Source organism: Curtobacterium sp. MCLR17_058 (genome assembly GCF_003234705.2).
Taxonomy (GTDB): Bacteria; Actinomycetota; Actinomycetes; order Actinomycetales; family Microbacteriaceae; genus Curtobacterium; species Curtobacterium flaccumfaciens.
The window spans coordinates 2,215,088-2,234,913 of the sequence record NZ_CP126262.1; the positions used below are offsets into that span (position 1 = coordinate 2,215,088).

17 protein-coding genes and 1 tRNA gene are annotated in these 19,826 nt (G+C 71.6%); 4 read left to right on the forward strand and 14 right to left on the reverse strand.

Annotation, left to right across the window (positions count from 1 at the left end; genetic code table 11):
* Nucleotides 1-23: 23 nt before the first annotated feature.
* From DEJ11_RS10520 to DEJ11_RS10530, 3 genes are read right to left on the reverse strand one after another with little or no spacing between them, the layout of a single operon-like run.
* Entirely contained in the window at nucleotides 24-515 is a 492-nt protein-coding gene (locus tag DEJ11_RS10520; protein WP_258375320.1) for a Cg1360 family ATP-synthase-associated protein, read from the reverse strand.
* Entirely contained in the window at nucleotides 512-1,738 is a 1,227-nt protein-coding gene (locus DEJ11_RS10525) for an MraY family glycosyltransferase (RefSeq protein ID WP_027465783.1), read from the reverse strand. The genes DEJ11_RS10520 and DEJ11_RS10525 overlap by 4 nt, the downstream gene beginning before the upstream one ends.
* On the reverse strand, nucleotides 1,735-2,409 hold the full coding sequence (locus tag DEJ11_RS10530; protein WP_027465784.1) for an L-threonylcarbamoyladenylate synthase: 675 nt from the start codon (nucleotides 2,407-2,409) through the stop codon (nucleotides 1,735-1,737). The genes DEJ11_RS10525 and DEJ11_RS10530 overlap by 4 nt, the downstream gene beginning before the upstream one ends.
* A gap of 37 nt (nucleotides 2,410-2,446) precedes the next feature.
* Here DEJ11_RS10530 and DEJ11_RS10535 point away from each other — a divergent pair, with 37 nt between their 5' ends.
* Nucleotides 2,447-3,100 carry an HAD family hydrolase gene (locus DEJ11_RS10535; protein ID WP_139196861.1) on the forward strand — a complete coding sequence of 218 codons (654 nt, stop codon included), beginning with the start codon at nucleotides 2,447-2,449 and terminating at the stop codon, nucleotides 3,098-3,100.
* A gap of 487 nt (nucleotides 3,101-3,587) precedes the next feature.
* On the opposite strand, the gene prmC is transcribed toward DEJ11_RS10535, so the two are convergent.
* The 9 genes from prmC to argS form a co-directional block, all read right to left on the reverse strand.
* Complete coding sequence (prmC, locus tag DEJ11_RS10540) at nucleotides 3,588-4,385, reverse strand: peptide chain release factor N(5)-glutamine methyltransferase (RefSeq protein WP_502866899.1); 798 nt, start codon at nucleotides 4,383-4,385, stop codon at nucleotides 3,588-3,590.
* Between the two features lie 103 nt (nucleotides 4,386-4,488).
* On the reverse strand, nucleotides 4,489-5,571 hold the full coding sequence (prfA, locus tag DEJ11_RS10545) for a peptide chain release factor 1 (protein ID WP_017885756.1): 1,083 nt from the start codon (nucleotides 5,569-5,571) through the stop codon (nucleotides 4,489-4,491).
* A 3-nt stretch (nucleotides 5,572-5,574) separates the two neighbouring features.
* Nucleotides 5,575-7,932, reverse strand: coding sequence for a transcription termination factor Rho (gene rho / locus DEJ11_RS10550; RefSeq protein ID WP_111103082.1), 2,358 nt, complete (start codon nucleotides 7,930-7,932; stop codon nucleotides 5,575-5,577).
* Between the two features lie 180 nt (nucleotides 7,933-8,112).
* Nucleotides 8,113-9,096, reverse strand: coding sequence for a homoserine kinase (thrB, locus tag DEJ11_RS10555; RefSeq protein WP_175330774.1), 984 nt, complete (start codon nucleotides 9,094-9,096; stop codon nucleotides 8,113-8,115).
* A 32-nt stretch (nucleotides 9,097-9,128) separates the two neighbouring features.
* Nucleotides 9,129-10,208: a threonine synthase gene (thrC, locus tag DEJ11_RS10560; protein ID WP_071404606.1), complete on the reverse strand. Its 1,080-nt coding sequence runs from the start codon at nucleotides 10,206-10,208 to the stop codon at nucleotides 9,129-9,131.
* Nucleotides 10,209-10,295: 87 nt separating this feature from the next.
* Entirely contained in the window at nucleotides 10,296-11,603 is a 1,308-nt protein-coding gene (locus DEJ11_RS10565) for a homoserine dehydrogenase (RefSeq protein ID WP_111103084.1), read from the reverse strand.
* 65 nt (nucleotides 11,604-11,668) lie between these two features.
* Nucleotides 11,669-13,090, reverse strand: a complete 1,422-nt coding sequence (lysA, locus tag DEJ11_RS10570; RefSeq protein ID WP_111053987.1) for a diaminopimelate decarboxylase — start codon at nucleotides 13,088-13,090, stop codon at nucleotides 11,669-11,671.
* Nucleotides 13,091-13,148: 58 nt separating this feature from the next.
* Entirely contained in the window at nucleotides 13,149-13,904 is a 756-nt protein-coding gene (locus DEJ11_RS10575) for an LmeA family phospholipid-binding protein (protein WP_111103085.1), read from the reverse strand.
* 159 nt (nucleotides 13,905-14,063) lie between these two features.
* Nucleotides 14,064-15,734 carry an arginine--tRNA ligase gene (gene argS, locus DEJ11_RS10580; RefSeq protein ID WP_056068838.1) on the reverse strand — a complete coding sequence of 557 codons (1,671 nt, stop codon included), beginning with the start codon at nucleotides 15,732-15,734 and terminating at the stop codon, nucleotides 14,064-14,066.
* Nucleotides 15,735-15,793: 59 nt separating this feature from the next.
* Between argS and DEJ11_RS10585 the strand changes: the two genes are divergently transcribed.
* Together DEJ11_RS10585 and DEJ11_RS10590 are read left to right on the forward strand one after the other, a co-directional pair.
* On the forward strand, nucleotides 15,794-16,369 hold the full coding sequence (locus DEJ11_RS10585; protein ID WP_111103086.1) for a hypothetical protein: 576 nt from the start codon (nucleotides 15,794-15,796) through the stop codon (nucleotides 16,367-16,369).
* 769 nt (nucleotides 16,370-17,138) lie between these two features.
* Nucleotides 17,139-17,210 (forward strand) — tRNA-Arg (locus DEJ11_RS10590).
* A 104-nt stretch (nucleotides 17,211-17,314) separates the two neighbouring features.
* On the opposite strand, the gene DEJ11_RS10595 is transcribed toward DEJ11_RS10590, so the two are convergent.
* Nucleotides 17,315-17,695, reverse strand: coding sequence for a VOC family protein (locus DEJ11_RS10595; protein WP_111033759.1), 381 nt, complete (start codon nucleotides 17,693-17,695; stop codon nucleotides 17,315-17,317).
* A 26-nt stretch (nucleotides 17,696-17,721) separates the two neighbouring features.
* Entirely contained in the window at nucleotides 17,722-18,546 is an 825-nt protein-coding gene (locus tag DEJ11_RS10600) for an alpha/beta hydrolase (protein ID WP_181440793.1), read from the reverse strand.
* A 168-nt stretch (nucleotides 18,547-18,714) separates the two neighbouring features.
* Between DEJ11_RS10600 and DEJ11_RS10605 the strand changes: the two genes are divergently transcribed.
* Complete coding sequence (locus DEJ11_RS10605) at nucleotides 18,715-19,797, forward strand: Gfo/Idh/MocA family protein (protein ID WP_258375321.1); 1,083 nt, start codon at nucleotides 18,715-18,717, stop codon at nucleotides 19,795-19,797.
* Nucleotides 19,798-19,826 lie beyond the last annotated feature (29 nt).

Below are 19,826 nucleotides of genomic sequence, written 5' to 3' on the forward strand. Positions count from 1 at the left end.
GGTGCGAGAGGCTTCCCGGCTTCTCAGACGCGGGGGGTCGGGTTCCCAGCGTCTGCGGAGTCGTCGAGGCCGTCGCCCGGCAGCCGGACGCCGATCGGGGTGCGGGCCTTCGCGACGGCGACGACGTCGATCACCAGGGAGCCGACGACCCCCGCGATGATCACGATCGCCAGCACCGGGAAGTCGACCCAGTCGCGGTCCTTGAGCAGGACCAGCAGCACGATGAAGACGATGAACTTGAGCAGCCAGGTGCCCATCACGATGCCGAAGAAGGCGCCGGAGATCATCTGGCCCTTCGAGACGCGCAGCGCGACGAGGACACTGACCGCGGTGAGCCCGAGGAACACGACGCTCAGCACGGCGCCGAGCAGGCCCCCGACCAGCCCGGGGCCGTCCGCGACGAGGAACCCGATGAGCCCGCCGACCACCGCCAGGGCGACGGCGAGGACCGCTCCCCACGTGATGATGCGGCGGAACACCGGCCGGACGTGGTCGAGCGCGTTCGGTACGGTCACGTGATGTCTCCAGGGATCGTGCGGTCGTTGGCGGCCCGGTCGAGCGGGTCGAGGCTGGCGTCCACCACGGCGGCGGAACGGTTGGCAGTCTGAGCGGCGATCTCGGTGCGTTTCCTGCCGAGCGGCGCGAAGGTCGCGACGGCGCAGACGGTGAAGCCGACGGACACGAAGACGACGACCCAGTACCAGTCCACGAAGAGGAACAGCAGGCACCCGAAGGCGACGGTCGCGGTCCACGCGTAGAAGATCAGCACCGCGTGGAAGTGCGAGTGCCCCATGTCGAGCAGGCGGTGGTGCAGGTGCTTCCGGTCGGCCGAGAACGGCGACTTGCCCGCGCTGAGCCGTCGGGTGACCGCGAGACCGAAGTCCAGGATCGGGACGATCAGGATCGCGAACGGCAGCAGGATCGGGATGAACGCCGGCAGCAGCGCCTGGCGTGTCTGCACCGCCGCCGGGTCGATGTTGCCCGTGACCGAGACCGCGCTCGTGGCCATCAGGAACCCGACGAGCAGCGCACCGGCGTCGCCCATGAAGAGCTTGGCGGGGTGCCAGTTCAGGATGAGGAAGCCGAAGCAGGCCCCGACGAGCACCGCGGTGAGCAGCGAGGGCAGGTTGAAGAAGAACTCGGTCTGGACGACCACGCGGTTGATGAAGAACGTGTAGAGGAAGAACACCCCACCGGCGATGATCGCGACGCCGGCCACAAGCCCGTCGAGCCCGTCGATGAAGTTCACCGCGTTCATCACGAGCACCACCGCCAGCACGGTGAAGATCAGACTCATGTACGACGAGCCGACGCCCAGCGTGTTGCCGATGGGCAGCGAGACGATCGCGACGCCCTGCCAGGCGAGGATGCCCGCCGCGATGATCTGCCCGGCGAGCTTCGTCATCCAGTCGAGGTCCCAGATGTCGTCCGCGACACCGAGGACCACGATGATGGTCGCTCCCCCGAGCACCGCGAGGACGCGGCCGGGTTCGGAGAACACGAGCCGGAAGTAGTCGGTCCCCGCGATCGACGGGAACAGGAACCAGGCCGCGAGCAGCGAGACGATGACGCCGATGTACATCGCGATGCCACCGAGCCGCGGCGTCGGGGTGCGGTGCACGTCCCGCTCGCGGACCTGCGGGTACCACTTGTACTTCAGCCCGAGCTTCCAGACGATCAGGCTCATCACGAAGCTCACGACCGCGGCGATGGCCCCCGCGAGCAGGTAGTACTTCATGTGACGAGGTCGGCTCCGACGACCCGGATGATCTCCTCGTCGGGGATCACCCCGTGCCGGACGATGCGGAGCTTCCCGCCGTCCGACAGCCCGGTGGCGTCGACGATCGTCGAGCCGGTGCTGGCCTCGAAGCCGTCGTGCACCTCGACGGGTCCGCCGTCCAGGTAGATCGCGACGCTGTCACCGAGCATGCGCTCGGCGGCGTCGACGTCCATCGCGGCCGGGTCGCCCGTGGAGTTCGCGGACGAGACGGCGAGCGGCCCGACCTCCTGCAGGAGCTCGAGGGCGATCCGCGAGTCCGGCATCCGCAGCGCGACCGTGCCGCGCGTCTCGCCGAGGTCCCAGTCGAGCGACGGCTGTGCGTGCAGGATGACGGTCAGCCCGCCCGGCCAGAACTCGGCCACCAGGTCGCGCACCGGCTGCGGGACCTCGCTGGCGAGGGCGTCGAGCGTGGGCGGACCGGGGATGAGCACGGGCGGCGGCGACTGCCGCGTGCGGCCCTTCGCGTCGAGCAGCCGCTGCACGGCCGTCGCGCTGAAGGCGTCCGCGGCGAGGCCGTAGACGGTGTCGGTGGGGACCACGACGAGCTCTCCGCGTCCGAGGGCGGCACGTGCGAGCCGCATCCCGGTCAGGAGCCCGTCGGAGTCGGTGCAGTCGTATCGGGATGCCATGACTCGACGATGATAGTGCGACACAATGGTGGACATCGTGAACGAGACGCCCGCACCCCCGCTCCTGTTCCTCTTCGACATGGACGACGTCCTGGTCCGGTACGACTGGCAGGTGCGCATGGCCGCACTCTCCGAGTTCACCGGACACGAGTTCCAGGAGCTCCGTCGCCGCTGGTGGGACTGCGGTCACGAGATGCGTGCCGAGGCCGGTGGGTTCGCCGACGGCGACGAGTACCTCGCCGCGTTCGAGCGCGCGATGGAGTGCGACGTCCCGGAGGCCGACTGGGCCCGGATCCGCGGATCCGCCATGACCGAGCTGCCGGAACGCATTGAGGCGGTCCGGATCGCGAGCGAGCACGGGCGTGTCGGGCTGCTCACCAACAACGGTCCGCTCGCCGGCCGCTGGATCCACGAGTGGGCGCCGTCCCTGCCCGAGGTCTTCGGCGAGCACCTGGACACGTCGAGCAACTTCGGCGCCCGGAAGCCCGAGCCCGAGGTCTTCCAGCGCGCGATCGCCCACCACGGGGTCCCCGCGGAGCGCACCTTCTTCGCCGACGACATGCCCGAGAACATCGCAGGTGCGCGGAGCGTCGGCATCCACGCGGTCCTGGTCGAGCACGACACCGACCTGCGCGAGCACGTCCGCGCCTTCGTCGCGGCGCAGCAGCGCGAGGCCTCCCCCGTCGCGTAGCCCGCCACGCCCGTTCCTTCCCATCGCGGTCGCGCTGGAAAGCAAGAACGGGCACACCTGGTCATTCCGAACGACCCGGTACGCCCGATCCCACCAGGTACGCCCGAATGCACCAGGCACACGCACGCACGGGTGAGCGACGGGAGGCCCGCCCCACGCCCGCCACGCCCGTTCCTTCCCATCGCGGTCGCGCTGGAAAGCAAGAACGGGCACACCTGGTCATTCCGAACGACCCGGTACGCCCGATCCCACCAGGGACGCCCGGATCCACGCGGCACACGCAGCACGGCCGAGCGACGGGAGGCCCGCCCCACGCCCGCCACGCCCGTTCCTTCCCATCGCGGTCGCGCTGGAAAGCAAGAACGGGCATACCTGGTCATCCCGAACGACCCGGTACGCCCGATCCCACCAGGTACGCCCGGATCCACCCGGCACGCCCGGATCCACGCAGCACGGCCGAGCGACGGGAGGCGCGGCTCGCCCCCGACTAGCGCGTCGCGGTGGTCGTGCGGTCGCGCCCCGTCAGGTCGACGTGCGTCTCCGGGGTGCGGAACCCCCGGCGCGCCAGGACCTCCCGGACGCCGGCGCCCTGCGGCTCGGCGTGCTCGATGACCAGGACTCCCCCGGGCACCAGTAACCGCCAGGCCGTCTCGGCGAGAGCCCGGACGGCGTCGAGGCCGTCGGGCCCGCCGTAGAGGGCCATCGCCGGGTCGTGGTCGCGGACCTCGGGGTCGATCGGGACCGCGTCGTCCGGCACGTACGGCGGGTTCGACACGACGACGGACACGGTGCCGTCGAGTTCCGGCAGCGCGTCGGCGAGGTCGCCCTCGACGAGCCGGACCGTCCCACCGTGGGCGTCGACGTTCCGCCGGGTCCAGGGCAGGGCCTCGGCCGACCGCTCGACGGCGTAGACCACGGCGTTCGGCACCTCGGTGTCCATCGCGATCGCGATCGCACCGCTGCCGGAGCCCAGGTCCACGGCGATCGGCTCGGGGACCGCGGTCGCCCGCAGCGCGTCGATGCCGAACTGCACGACGCCCTCGGTCTCCGGACGGGGCACGAACACGCCAGGTCCGACGGCCAGGGTGAGCGCACGGAAGTACGCCTGCCCGGTGATGTGCTGCAGCGGCTCACGGGTGGTACGGCGCGCGACGGCGTGCCGGAAGCGCTCGACGTGCTCCGGGGCGATGCCGCCGCCGATCAGCGCACGGGCTTGGACAGCTCCGCGCGAGGTGTCGGTCGCCCACGCGAGCAGCAGCTCCGCGTCGACCCGGGGCGTCGGCACGCCGACGGCGACGAGCGCCGCGGTCGCCTGCTCGAGCAGGCGATCCGCGGCGTACGTGAGGGGCGTGTCGGCGGTGATCCGGGCCTCCAGGCTGGGTGTGCGCTTACGCGTCCTGGTCGCCGATGGCGGCCAGACGCGCCTCTTCGTCCGCCTGGATGGCGGACTGGATGACGGGCTCGAGGGCACCGTTCATCACGCGGTCGAGGTCGTACGCCTTGTAGCCGGTGCGGTGGTCCGCGATCCGGTTCTCCGGGAAGTTGTACGTGCGGATGCGCTCCGAACGGTCCATCCCGCGGATCTGCGACTTGCGCGCGTCCGAGGCGATCGCGTCGAGCTCCTCCTGCTGGCGCGCGAGGATGCGTGCGCGGAGCACGCGCATGCCGGCCTCGCGGTTCTGCAGCTGCGACTTCTCGTTCTGCATCGCCACCGTGATGCCCGTGGGCAGGTGGGTGATGCGGACCGCGGAGTCCGTCGTGTTGACGGACTGCCCGCCCGGGCCGGAGGACCGGTAGACGTCGATCTTGAGGTCGTTCTGGTTGATCTGGACCTCTTCGGGCTCGTCCACCTCGGGGAACACCAGCACGCCGGTGGTCGAGGTGTGGATGCGCCCCTGCGACTCGGTCTGCGGCACACGCTGGACGCGGTGCACACCGCCCTCGTACTTCAGGTGCGCCCAGACGCCCTGGGACGGATCGGTCGTGTTCGACTTGATCGCGACCTGGACGTCCTTGTAGCCACCCAGGTCGGACTCGGTGCGCTCGAGGAGCTCGACCTTCCAGCCCTTGGTCTCGGCGTAGTGCGAGTACATGCGCAGGAGATCGGCCGCGAACAGCGCCGATTCCTCGCCGCCCTCGCCGCCCTTGATCTCCATGATGACGTCACGGCCGTCGTCGGGGTCGCGCGGGATGAGCAGCCGGCGGAGACGCTCCTGGCGCTCCGACAGCTGCTCCTCGAGCCCGGGGACCTCGTCCGCGAACGCCGCGTCTTCACGCGCGAGTTCCTGGGCGGCGGCGAGGTCGTCCCCCGCCGCCTGCCAGGCCTCGTACGCGGACTTGATCTGGTTGAGCTCGGCGTACCGCCGGTTCACCTTCTTCGCCCGGGCCGCATCGGCGTGGAGCGCGGGGTCCGACAGCTGCTGTGTCAGGTCCTCGTGTTCCGCCAGCAGCCCCGCTACCGACTCGAACACGCGTTACTCCTGGTGGCCGTTGTGGTGGGCGCCGGTCGAGGGGACCGACTTCTGCACCTGCACCAGGAACTCCACGTTCGACTGCGTCTCCTTGAGGTTCCGCAGCACGATCTCGAGGGCCTGCTGCGGGTCGAGCCCGGCGAGGGCCCGGCGCAGACGCCAGGTGATCTTGACCTCGTCAGCGGAGAGCAGCTGCTCCTCGCGACGGGTACCAGAGGCGTTCACGTCGACGGCGGGGAAGATCCGCTTGTCGGCGAGGTGACGGTTCAGGCGGAGCTCCATGTTGCCGGTGCCCTTGAACTCCTCGAAGATGACCTCGTCCATCTTGGAGCCGGTCTCGACGAGCGCGGTCGCGAGGATGGTCAGCGAGCCGCCGTCCTCGATGTTGCGCGCGGCACCGAAGAAGCGCTTCGGCGGGTAGAGCGCCGCCGAGTCGACGCCACCGGAGAGCACACGGCCCGACGGCGGGGTCGACAGGTTGTACGCACGGCCCAGGCGGGTGATCGAGTCGAGCAGCAGCACGACATCGTGGCCCAGCTCAACCAGGCGCTTCGCACGCTCGATGGCGAGCTCGGCGACGGTGGTGTGGTCCTCGGCGGGACGGTCGAAGGTCGAGGCGATGACCTCGCCCTTCACCGTGCGCTGCATGTCGGTGACCTCTTCGGGCCGCTCGTCGACGAGGACGACCATCAGGTGCGCCTCGGGGTTGTTCTTGGCGACGGCGTTCGCGATGGCCTGCAGCACGACGGTCTTGCCGGCCTTCGGCGGGGACACGATGAGACCGCGCTGGCCCTTGCCGATCGGCGACACGAGGTCGATGATGCGGGTCGACAGCTTGCCCGGCTCAGTCTCGAGGCGCAGGCGCTCGTTCGGGTACAGCGGGGTGAGGTCGTTGAAGTCGACGCGGGCCGCGGCCTCGTCGGCGGACTGGCCGTTGATCGACTCGACGGCCACGAGCGCGTTGTACTTCTGGCGGCTCTGCTGCTCGCCGTCACGCGGCTGCTTGATCGAACCGACGACGGCGTCGCCCTTGCGCAGGTGGTACTTCTTCACCTGGCCGAGGGAGACGTAGACGTCGCTCGGGCCCGGCAGGTACCCGGTGGTGCGGACGAACGCGTAGTTGTCGAGGACGTCGAGGATGCCCGCGATCGGGATCAGGACGTCGTCCTCGGTGACCTCGGGCTCGAAGTCGTCGTTCTGGCCGCCACGGCCGCGCTTGCGGTCGCGCTGGCGACGGCTGCGGCCGCTCTCGGCCTCGTCGGCGTGCTGTTGCTGCTGCTGCTTCTGCTGGCCGCTCGTCTGCTGCTTCTGCTGGCCGTTGTTCTGCTGCTGCTTCTGGTCGGCCTTGTCGTCCTGCTTGGCCTCGGCCTGCTTCGGCTGGTCGTTCTGCTTCTGGCCGCCGTTCTCCTGGCCGTTCTGCTGCTCGCCGCCGTTCTGCTTCTGCTGGCCGCCGTTCTGCTGGTCGGCACCGTTCTGCTTCTGCTGGCCGGCGTTCTGGCCGCCGTTCTGGCCGCCGTTCTGCTGCTCGGCGCCGTTCTGCTGCTCGCCGTTCTCGGCGTTCTGGCCACGGCCACGACCGCGACCACGGCTGCGACGACCGCGACGCGAGCCGCCCTCGCCCTGCTCGGAGTTCTGGTCGCCCTGGTCGTTCTGGTCGCCGGACTCGTTCTGGTCCTGGTCGGCCTGGACGGCGGACGTCGGGGCCTGCTGGCCCTGCTGGCCCGCCTGGCTCGGCTGCTCGGCCTCGGCGGGTGCCGACGCCTGCTGGCCCTGGTCGGCGGCGCGCTGGTCGGCGCCACGCTGCTCGGTGCCACGCTGGTCGGTGCCACGCTGCTCGGCGTTCCGCTGGCCACGGCCACGGCGCTGGGAGCCGGACTGCGCGGCTTCCTGGGCGTCCTTCTCGGCGCGGACCTGGTCGAGCCCGGCGAGGAGGTCCTCGGTGCCGGTCTGGCCGTGGTTGGTGTGCTCGGCGGCCGAGGTCGGCGCGGCGTTCACGGTGCCGCCGGACGATGCGCGGCGCGAACGACGGGCACGGCTCGGGGCTGCCGACTCGGCGGGGGCCTCGGGGTCGGCGACGGGGGCCTCGGCAGCGGGCTGCGCGGGGGTCTCGGCGGGCTCCGGCAGGGTCGGCTGCTCGGTGGCGGCCGGCTCGGCGGGGGTCTCGGCGACGGCGGCGGCGGCCGGGGCGGCCGGCGTCTCCTCGACGGGACGCTTGTCCTCGATGGAGGCGATCAGGTCGCCCTTGCGGAGCTTGGAGAGCCCGGTGATGCCGAGCGAGGAGGCGATGCGCTGGAGCTCCGGGAGACGGAGGGCACGCAGGTCGCTGGGGATCTCCACCTGGGCGGAGTTGTTGTCGGTCAAGGTCGGTGTTTCCTTTCGAACCGCAGAACGCGGAGAGTTTCCACCGTCCCGGATGCAGGGTGAGCATCGACCGCCGTTCAGACGACGGATCGGGATTCGGTGATCAGAAAGAGATGCACACTCGCGCACCGGACCCTGCGACGACGCAGGAGCTGTCCTGAGGACGAGCGATCCGTACGGTTACGCGGGTTCGGCTTCGAGCGCCGAGTGCGCTGCCACTGTAGCACCACCGAGATCGACGGCCAGCATGAGCGGCCGCCAGTCGGATTCGGCGTGTCGCTGCACCAGTTCGGCGGCGGTCAGGCGCTGTGCCGGGTCGCTGCCGAGGACGAGCAGGCTCGGCCCGGCACCGGAGACCACCGCGGCGAGGCCGTGCTGCCGGAGCAACCGGATCAGGGCGTCGGTCTCGGGCATGGCGCTGGCGCGGTAGGCCTGGTGCAGACGGTCCTCGGTCGCGGCGAGCAGCAGCTCGGGGCTCTGGATGAGCGCCGCGACGAGCAGCGCCGAGCGGGAGACGTTGAACGCGGCGTCGGCGTGCGGGACCTGCTCGGGCTGCAGGGAGCGCGCGAGCTTGGTCGAGAGCGTCGAGGTCGGCACGAACACCACCGGGGCGACACCGCGGTGCACCAGGAGCCGCTTGTAGGCCGGGCCCTCGGCGGTCATCCACGCGATCGTCAGGCCGCCGAAGAGCGCCGGCGCGACGTTGTCCGGGTGGCCCTCCATCTCGGTGGCCAGGGTCAGGAGCGTCGAGGCGTCCAGGTCGACGATGCCCTCGAGGAGCCCACGGGCCGCCATCAGCCCGGCGACGATCGCCGCAGCGGAGGAACCGAGACCGCGGCCGTGCGGGATCGCGTTCGTGGCGTGCAGCTCGAGACCGGGCTGGTCGACACCGGCGTGCTCCAGGCCACGGCGGACCGCACGGACGACGAGGTTCGTGTCGTCCGTGGCGACCTCACCGGCACCGACGCCCTCGACCGTGACGGTCGCGCCGGGTTCGGAGCGCACACGCACCACGACCTCGTCGTAGAGCGAGAGCGCGAGGCCGAGCGAGTCGAAGCCGGGGCCGAGGTTCGCCGACGTGGCCGGCACCCGGACGCGGACCGCCGATCCGGTCGGCAGCGCTCGGACCGCCCGTCCGGCCGGTACAGCACTGCGGGCGGTCATGCCCTCTCCCGGTCCGGACGAGCGGTCGGAGATCACTGCTCGCTGACCAGACCGAGCACGTCGGCGATCGACTTCGTGTCGACCGGCACGCTCGTCGGGGTGACCTCGCCGCCGTCCGGCGTGCGGAGGGCCCACTGCGGGTCCTTCAGGCCGTGGCCCGTGACCGTGATGACGACCTTCGCGCCCTTCGGCACGACACCGGCGTCGGCACGCTCGAGGAGCCCGGCGACGCCGATGGCCGATGCGGGCTCGACGAAGACGCCGACCTCGGCGGACAGGATGCGGTGTGCGGCGAGGATGGCCTCGTCGGTGATGGCACCGAAGTAGCCGTCGGTCTCCTCCCGCGCCTCGAGCGCGAACTGCCACGAGGCCGGGTTGCCGATGCGGATCGCCGACGCGATCGTGTCGGGGTGCCGGACGACCTCGCCGTGCACGATCGGGGCGGAACCCGCGGCCTGGAACCCGAACATGCGGGGCAGCTTGGTGCTGCGGCCGGCGGCGACGTCCTCGCGGTAGCCGCGCGAGTACGCGGTGTAGTTGCCCGCGTTGCCGACGGGCAGGAAGTGGAAGTCCGGTGCGTCACCGAGGACGTCGACGACCTCGAACGCGGCGGTCTTCTGCCCCTCGATGCGGTCGTTGTTGACGGAGTTGACGAGGTGCACCGGGTAGTTCGCCGCCAGGTCGCGGGCGATGTCGAGGCAGTCGTCGAAGTTGCCCTGCACCTGCAGCAGCTGGGCGTCGTGGGCAACGGCCTGGCTGAGCTTGCCCATGGCGATCTTGCCCTCGGGCACGAGGACCGCAGCGGTGATGCCGGCGTGCGTGGCGTACGCCGCGGCCGAGGCGCTGGTGTTGCCGGTCGAGGCGCAGATGACGGCCTTCGCGCCGTGCTCGACTGCCTTCGAGATCGCCATCGTCATGCCGCGGTCCTTGAACGAACCCGTCGGGTTCATGCCCTCGAACTTCACGTAGACCTCGGCGCCGGTGCGCTCGGAGAGCCGACGAGCCGGGATGAGCGGCGTGCCGCCCTCACCGAGCGTGACGATGGGCGTCGCCTCGGTCACGTCGAGTCGGTCGGCGTACTCGCGCAGGACTCCCTGCCACTGGTGGGCCATCAGGCTTCTCTCTCTGTCCGGTGGGGTGGATCTGGTGGTGGTGCGGCTGGGTGGGCCGGCTGGTCGGCCTGGAGGCCCGTGGTCGCGTCAGCGACCGACGACGCGCAGGACGCTGGTGACGTCCAGGACGACGTCCTCGCCGCGGAGGGCGACGACGGTGTCGGCCAGGTCGGCCTCGCGCGCCAGGTGGGTGCCGATGACGAGCGTCGCGGTCCCCTCGGCTGCGCCGGTGGTGGTCTGCTCGACCGTCTCGACGCTGACGCCGTGCTTCGCGAGCACGCCGGCGACCGTCGACAGCACGCCGGGGGCGTCCGTGACGTGCAGGGTGATCTGGTAGCTCGTGCGGACGGTGCCGATCGGGAACACCGGCAGCTCGGACTGCGTCGACTCGGCGACACCCGGGCCGCCGATGACGTGCCGACGGGCCGCGGAGACCAGGTCGCCGAGGACCGCCGAGGCCGTCTCGACGCCACCGGCACCCGCGCCGTAGAACATCAGGTCGCCGGCGGCCTCGGCCTCGACGAACACGGCGTTCTTCGCACCATGGACGCTCGCGAGCGGGTGCGACTCGGGCACGAGAGCCGGGTAGACACGGGCACTGACGCCCTCGCGGCCGTCCTCGTCGGTGAGCCGCTCGGCGGTCGCCAGGATCTTCACGACGTAGCCGGCCTTGCGGGCGGCGCGGACCTGGTCGATCGTGACGTCGGTGATGCCCTCGCGGTGCACGGCGGCGAGCGGCACCGAGGTGTGGAACGCCAGCGAGGCCAGGATCGCGGCCTTCTGCGCGGCGTCGTAGCCCTCGACGTCGGCGGTCGGGTCGGCCTCGGCGTAGCCCAGCTCCGTCGCGGTGGCCAGGGCGTCCTCGAACGTGGAACCCTTGCGGTCCATCAGGTCGAGGATGAAGTTCGTGGTGCCGTTGACGATGCCCATGATCCGGACGATGCGGTCACCGGCGAGCGAGTCGTGCAGCGGACGGATGATCGGGATCGCCCCGGCCACGGCGGCCTCGTAGTAGAGCTGCGCACCGACCTGCTCGGCCGCGGCGAAGAGCTCCGGGCCGTGGGTCGCGAGCAGCGCCTTGTTGCCGGTGACGACGTCCGCGCCCGACTGCAGGGCCTGGAGCACGAGGGTGCGCGCCGGCTCGATGCCGCCGATGAGCTCGACGACGATGTCCGCGCCGAGGATGAGCGATGCCGCGTCCGTGGTGAAGAGCTCCGCCGGCAGGTCGACGTCGCGCTGGGCGTCCACGTCGCGCACGGCGATCCCGACCAGCTCCAGCCCGGCACCGGCGCGCGAGGCCAGCTCGTCGCCGTGCTCGAGGAGCAGTCGCGCGACCTGGGAACCGACCGAGCCGGCCCCGAGCAGCGCGACACGGACGTTGCGGTATTCGATCATCTGGTAGCGGTTCCTGTCGGTGGGGGTGCGCCCTGCGGGGTGGGCGGACCCGGTCGGGTCGGGGGTCAGCGGCCGGTGCCGTCGGCGGGCACGGCGGCGACCCCGGTGTCACGGGCGAGGAGGTCGTCGATCGTCTCGCCCCGCACGAGGATACGGGCTGTGCCGTCCGCGACGGCGACGACCGGCGGGCGGCCCACGTGGTTGTAGTTGCTCGACAGCGCCCAGCAGTAGGCCCCGGTGGCCGCGACGGCGAGCAGGTCACCGCGCTGCACGTCGCCGGGCAGGTACTCGTCGTTCACCACGACGTCGCCGCTCTCGCAGTGCTTGCCGACGACGCGGCTCAGCACCGCTGGTGCGTCCGAGGTGCGGGCGAGCCGGGCCGTGTAGTCGGCGCCGTACAGGGCGGGACGGATGTTGTCGCTCATCCCGCCGTCGACCGAGACGTACGTGCGGGTTGCGCTGCCGCCGTCCTCGGTCTCGAGCGTGACGGGCTTGATCGTGCCGACGCGGTAGAGCGTCACCCCGGGCGGGCCGATGATGTAGCGGCCCGGCTCGACGGCGATGTCCGGCACCGGGATGCCGCGCTCGGCGCAGGCCTCGCCGATGATCGTGGCCAGTGCCTCGGCGACGTCCTCGGGGGCGAAGGCCGAGTCGGCCTCGGTGTAGTCGATGCCCCAGCCGCCGCCGAGGTTCAGCTCGGGCACCGGACCGGAGGCCACGAGCGTCGCGTGCACGTCCATGAGTCGACGTGCGGCCTCGCGGAAGCCGGCGTCGTCGAAGATCTGCGAGCCGATGTGCGAGTGCAGCCCGACGAAGGCGAGCGAGGGTTCAGCGCGGACGGCTGCCGCGGCCTCGACGGCCTCGGAGAGCGGGATGCCGAACTTCTGGTCCTCGCGGGCGGTCGCCAGGTACTCGTGGGTGGACGCGTGCACACCGGTGTTGATCCGGATGCGCACCCGCTGCACGACCCCGGCGTCGGCGGCGGCACGGGCGACGCGCTGCACCTCTTCGTGGCTGTCGAGCACGATCGTGCCGATGCCGACCTCGACCGCGCGGGCGATCTCGGCGTCGGACTTGTCGTTGCCGTGGAAGCCGAGCCGGCCGGGGTCGATGCCGCCGGCCAGGGCGACCGCGAGCTCACCGGCGGTGCAGACGTCCACGCGCAGGTCGGCCTCGGCCATCCACGCGACGACCTGCGTCGTCAGGAAGGCCTTGCCGGCGTAGTAGACGTGCGCGTGGCTGCCGATGCGCTCGAACGCCTCGGCGAACGCGTTCCGCACACGGACGGCACGGGACTGGACGTCACGCTCGTCGACGACGTACAGGGGCGTCCCGAACTGCGCGACCAGGTCCGTCGCGCTGATGCCGCCGATCGCCAGGGTGCCGTCGTCGGTCCGCGTCGCGGACGCGGGCCAGATGCGGTCCACCAGTTCGGAGGCGTCCGTCGGGAACCGCAGCCGCGGCGGTGCAAGGGGGTTCTCGCTCACGGGACCCGATCCTACCGACGCGAGCCGTTCCTCCAGGCCGCGTTACGCACCCGTCCGCTCAGCCGCAGCTGCCGACCGTCCGCAGGCCGTCCTCGTTGAGCGGCAGCGCGTCCGCGGTGATGCGGACCGTCGCGTCCGACTTCGACACGTCGAGCGAGCGCACCCGCAGCGCCTCGGGCAGGAACTGCGCGGTGCAGACCTGCACCGGGACGCCGGTGACGCCCGGGATCGAGTCGACCTTCAGGCCGAGGTCGGAGTTCGTGATCCGGACGCTCTCCGGGGTGATCGAGATGCCACGGCCGTCGTCTTGCGCGACGACGGCACCCTTGGCCGCGTAGGTGATGTCGTAGCCGAGCACCGACGACGACCCCGTCAGTTCCACGCCGCCGTCGACCAGGTTCAGCCGGTCGAACAGCGGGCTGTACTTCGCCAGGTCCTTGACGCTCGACGACGCCAGGGTGACCGTGCCGTCGACGTCGCGGACGTCACCCTTGCCGTCCACCGGCACGTCCTGCGCGGTGACGTCGGCGGCGAGCGGGATGCCGTCCACCGTGAGCTTCGCCGAGGAGATCTCGACGCGGTCGAGCGTGCCGCTGATGAGCTGCGGGATGACGATGCCCTCGGCGTGGGCGTCGACCTCGCCGGTCGTGCCGTCCGGCAGCGACTGCTCGACCTGCTGAGCGATGATCCGGTCGACGACGCCGCGCAGCACGAACTCGGCGACGACGACGAGGGCGGCGAGCACGACGACGACCACGAGCAGGACGACGGGCCAGCGGCGGCGCGTGGTGGGGCGTTCGGTGGCTGCGGGCATGCGTCCCACCCTGCCAGTCCGTCCCGGCAGCCTGCCTGGAGGCCCGGTGCGCGTCCGGCGCGGCGGCTGCAGGGATGCAAAACACCGGTGTTCGCGCTCGACACCGCGGAATGCTGGTGTTCGGTGCGCGAACACCGGTGTTTTGCGGAAGGAGTGCCGCTACATGCGGGACGGCGCCGACACGCCGAGCAGGCCGAGGCCGTTCCGGACGACCTGGCCGGTGGCGTCGTTCAGCCACAGGCGCGTGCGGTGCAGGTCGGTCACGGGTTCGTCGCCGAGGGGCGTGACACGGCAGGAGTCGTACCAGCGGTGGTAGAGGCCGGCGAGCTGCTCGATGTACCGCGCGATGCGGTGCGGCTCGCGCAGCTCGGCGGCGTGCCGGACCACCCGCGGGTACTCGGCGAGGGCTCCGAGGAGCGCGCTCTCCGACTCGTGGGTCAGCAGCGAGGCGTCGAACACCGACCGGTCGACCCCGGCCGCCGCGGCGTTCCGGGCCACCGACTGCGTGCGGGCGTGGGCGTACTGCACGTAGAAGACGGGGTTGTCGTTCGTGCGCTTCGTGAGCAGGTCGAGGTCGATGTCGATCGCGGTGTCGCTGGCGAACCGGACCAGGGCGTACCGGCCGGCGTCGACACCGACGGCGTCGACGAGGTCCTCCATCGTGACGATGGTGCCGTTGCGCTTCGACATGCGCATCGGTTCGCCGTCCTTGAGCAGGTTGACCATCTGCCCGATCAGGATCTCGAGGTTCTTGCCCGGCTCGTCCCCGAACGCGGCGCACATCGCCATCATCCGGCCGACGTAGCCGTGGTGGTCGGCGCCGAGCATGATCAGGTTCCGCTCGAACCCGCGCTCGCGCTTGTCGAGGTAGTACGCCAGGTCGCCGGCGATGTACGCGGGCTCGCCGTCCGACTTGATGACGACGCGGTCGCGGTCGTCGCCGAAGTCGGTCGTGCGGAGCCACTCGGCACCCTCGGCCTCGTACATCACGCCGGCCGACCGCAGCCGGGCGATCGCACGCTCGACGGCCTTCGACTCGTGCAGGGCGTTCTCGTGGAAGTAGACGTCGAAGTCGACGCCGAAGTCGTGCAGCGACGACTTGATGTCCGCGAACATGAAGTCGACGCCCTCGCGACGGAAGAGCTCCTGAGCCTCGTCGCGCGGCAGGTCGCGGACGTCGATGCCCGGCTCGAGGGTCGCGATGACCCGTGCGGCGATCTCGGCGATGTAGGCGCCGCCGTAGCCGTCCTCGGGCGTGGGCTCACCGAGTGCGCTGGCGACGAGGGAGCGGGCGAACCGGTCGATCTGCGCGCCGTGGTCGTTGAAGTAGTACTCGCGGGTGACGAGCCCACCCTGCGCCTGGAACACGCGGGCCAGGCTGTCGCCGACCGCGGCCCAGCGGACGCCGCCCATGTGGATCGGGCCGGTGGGGTTGGCGGAGACGAACTCCAGGTTGATCCGGACGCCGTCGTACAGGTCGCCGGTGCCGAAGGACTCGCCGCCGTCCACGATGGTGCGCGCGATCTCGCCAGCGGCGGCCGCCTCGAGCGTGATGTTGATGAAGCCGGGGCCGGCCACGTCGACGGAGTCCACACCATCGAGCTCGGTCAGCTCACCGGCGATCTCGGTCGCGAGCTCGCGCGGGTTCGTGCCGAGCCGCTTCGCGAGCTGCATGGCGGCGTTCGAGGCCCAGTCGCCGTGGGCGCGGTTCTTCGGACGCTCGAGCACCACGTGGGACTCCTCGATCGTCACGGTCTCGGACGCGCCTCGGCGCTCGACGATCCCGGTCAGGATCGACAGGTACGCGGCGGAGAGTTCGGCAGGAGTCACGAGGACCGATCCTACCGGGACGCCCAGGTCCGCACCGGTCGATGCAGCATCATGTCGGGATGACCCCCCGCAGCCGTGCCCGGGCGCTCACCGTCGCCACCCTCACCACCGCAGCAGCCGTCGTGCTCGCCGGGTGCTCGGGCGGCGGGGACAGCACCCCGTCGGCCACCGCGACCCCGGCGGGCAAGCCGGTGTCGCAGACCTGCGCGGAGCTCCTGCCGACCAGCGCACTGTCGGTCTACGGGCAGACCTTCGAGCTCGACGACTCCTTCACCCCGGCGAAGGGCTCCCCCGCCGCGACCATCGCGAAGCAGCAGGGCCGCGTCTGCCGGTTCGTCAGCACCGACGCGGACGCCACGGCGATCACGCTCGCCGTCGCCGACCTGCCTGAGAAGTCGCTCACGAACCTGAAGGACGCCCTGTACGAGCGGGGCGGGTCCGTCCCCACCTACCGCGTGGAGGGCTACTTCGCCCTGAGCGGCGACCTCGGCCGCGCGGACGCCTTCGCCGACCCGTACTGGATCACCGCGCAGTCGACGCTGTTCACCGAGCCGGGTGGGGCGCAGCCCGTCGTGGACGCGGTGCGGGCCGCGCTGCAGCCGTCCGCGTCGGCGACGGCGACGCCCGCGGGCTGACGCGCGCGGCCCCGCGCACCGTGCGAGGCCGCCGCCGTCTGGTGCGAGGTTGCGCACGTGGTGCGCTGCTCACAGCGCTGCACGGAACGCGGAACCTCGCACGGGATCGCGACGGACGCACGGTGCGGACGGGAGGCCCGTGCCGGGTCCGCACCGCGCCTCCAGGCCGGCGGCGACCACGCACCGTGCCGGCTCCGCCATCTGGTGCGAGGTTGAGTGCCTGGTGCGCGCTTGCAGCGCCGCACGGGACACGGAACCTCGCACCGGCTCGTGACGCTCGCACGGTGCCCGGTCCGCCATCTGGTGCGAACTTCCGTGCGTGGTGCGCGCCTGCAACGCGGCACGGAACGCGGAACCTCGCACGGGATCGCGACGGACGCACGGTGCGGACGGGAGGGCCGTTGCGGGCCCGCACCGCGCCTCCCGTCGATAGCAGCCACGCACCGTGTCGGGCCCGCCGCCTGGTGCGAGGTTGCGCGCGTGGTGTGCGCTTGTAACGCCGCACGGAACGCGGAACCTCGCACCAGCTCACGACGCTCGCACCGTGCCGGGTCCGCCGTCCGGTACGAGATTGCGCGCGTGGTGCGCGCTTGCAGCGCCGCACGGAACGCGGAACCTCGCACGGGATCTCGACGGACGCACGGAGCGGACGGGAGGCCCGTGGCGGGCCCGCACCGCGCCTCCCGGCCGTGCCGACGGCACGTCCACGGCGCGACACGCGCTGTCCAGGACCACCCGCCGGACCTGCTACGGTTGTTGACACCCCTTGGCCCCCATAGCTCAGGGGATAGAGCACTGCCCTCCGGAGGCAGGGGCGGAGGTTCGAATCCTCCTGGGGGCACAGTCACATCTCCGCGCAAGCGGTTGTCTTCGCTTCGCTCAGGCGGCTGCGCGCGATGTCACCTCCGGCGACCTTCCCCGTTGAGATTCCTCCGGGTTCGTCGGTCAGCGCTTCTCGGCGCGGACGCCGAAGAGGTTCCCGAAGGGATCGAGCAGCTGGCAGAGCCGCTCTCCCGTGAACACCGTCTTCGGGCCCCGGTGCGCAACGGCACCGTTGGCGACCCAGTCCTCGACGACGGCGTCCACGTCGGCCACCGTCCAGTACGGCACCGTGCCGGACGGCCCCGGCGTGTTGAGTTCGTCGGTGCGGTGCAGCGTGAGACGGACGCCGTCGATGTCGAACGCGACGAGCGCGCCACCGCGCACGACCGGTTCGCGGCGGAGCCTGGCCGCGTACCAGGCGACCGCGGCGTCGAGGTCGTCGACGAACAGGAAGACGTTGCCGACCGGGCCGATCGGGAGCGGAGCTGTGGAGTCGTCGTGCACGGGGGTCTTCCTTCGTCGCGCGCCGCTCAGCGGTGCTCGACCCCGAGCGTCTGCGCGAGGAACGTGAGCGATCCGGGCAGCGCGTGGTCGGTGTAGCCCTCGGCGTGCCGGAGACCGGGGATCAGCTGCAGCGTGTTCGGGACGCCGACCGCGGCGAGCGCGGCCTGCAGGGCGATCGGGTCCGACCGCGGGACCCACTCGTCCAGCGAGTTGGCGAGGTAGACGGGGCCCGTCGACGCCGTCACGTGCTCGATCGTGGACGCCGCGGCGAGCGCCGACCGGTCGCCGCCGACCTCCTGCAGGATCACCCAGCGGAGGAACGGGTCGTCCCGCCCGGTCTGGTCGATGTCGGCGCTCCGCATCGCGTCGAGGTCCTGCGTCGTCGGCGCCGCGGAGACCGTGCCGTCCGTCGCCCGGATGATCTCGGCGAGGCCGAAGATCCCGGACCAGCTCACGGAGGGACGGCCGGTCGCGATGGCGCCCTCGACGGCGAGGTTCCCGCCGGCCGACCCGCCGAAGAAGGCGACCTTGTTCCGGTCGAAGGGGACGTCGGACTGCAGCGCCCACTCGTAGGCGGTGAGCACGTCGTCCCTGCTCGCGGGGAACACGTCCGTCGGTGCCAGCCGGTAGTTCGGGACGAAGACCGTGTACCCGGCTTCGACGAGTCGGGCGGACAGGCCGTCCTCCTTGGACTTGTCCCCGCGGAACCAGCCGCCACCGTGCACGAGCACGACGGCGGCGGTGCTCGGGGGCGATCCGGTGCCCGGGCTGTGGACGTCGAGGACCAGGGCGTCGTGCTGGTCCGAGTACCGCACGTCCCGGTCGATGTGGGGAGGTGGCTGGGCGGGCATCGGTGACGACCTTCCTCGGGTTCCCGACGCCGCGACCTGCGGCGGTTCGTGGAATCCGATTCTCATCGACGGTCCCACGGGGCGATTGGGTCGGATGACTCGATGCGGGTCGGTTCCGGGGCGAGGAGCCGCACAACCGGGTCCGGAGCATCCCGGTAGCGTTCCGGCATGACGATGACGTTCCCGGTGCCCGGAGTCCACGCGCTGCGGGGCGGCCCCGTGCTCCGGTGGGGTGTGATCGGCCCCGGGGAGATCGCGAACGACTTCACGGCGACGCTGCACGCGAACTCCGACCAGCGCGTCGTCGCCGTCGGGTCCCGCTCCCCCGAGCGTGCCGCGGCCTTCGCCGCCCGCCACGGCGTGCCCGGTGTGCACTGGTCGTACGAGGCCCTCGTGGCGGACCCGTCCGTCGACGTGGTCTACGTCGCCTCGCCGCACCCGCAGCACCTCGGGCACGCGCTGCTCGCGATCGCCGCCGGCAAGCACGTGCTCGTCGAGAAGCCGATGACGACCTCGGCGGCGGACACCCGCACCCTCGCCGACGCCGCACGGGCCGCGGGCGTCCTCGCGATGGAGGCGATGTGGACCCGGTACCTGCCGGGCACGACCGTCGTCGCCCGTCTGCTCGCGGACGGGGTCCTCGGCGACGTCCGGCTCGCGACGGTCGACGTCGGGTGGCCGCACGACCCGGACCCGGCGGACCGGATGTTCGATCCCGCCGCAGGTGGGGGTGCCCTCCTCGACGCCGGTGTCTACGGGCACTGGTTCGCACGGTTCGCCACCGGCGCCCCGGTGACGAGCAGCACGACGGGGGCGGTCTCGGATCGCGGGGTGGACCTCCAGTCCGTCACGGTGTCGACGGCGGAGGGTGGCGCGCAGGCGGTGGTGACCACGTCGATGACGGCGTGGACGCCGGGGCTGGCGGTGATCGCCGGGAGCCGGGCCACGGTCCGGTACACCGACCACTTCGTGTTCCCGGCGTCGTTCGCGGTGCACCACCCGGGTGGGGAGGACCACTGGGCGGAGCCGACGGGGCTGCGGGGCCGTCAGGGACTCGTGTGGCAGGCGGCGGCGCTCGCGCAGTACGTGGCGGACGGTCGCACGGAGTCCCCGGTGCACTCGCTGGACGACTCGGTCGGGATCGCGACGGCGCTCGACGCGGCCCGTGCGGCACTCGAACCGTCCGCTGCGGCACTCGGACCGACCGGTACGGCACCGTCCGTTCCCGAGCAGGACACCTCGACCCTCTAGGATCACGGGCCGGTCGTCCCGCACGCGAC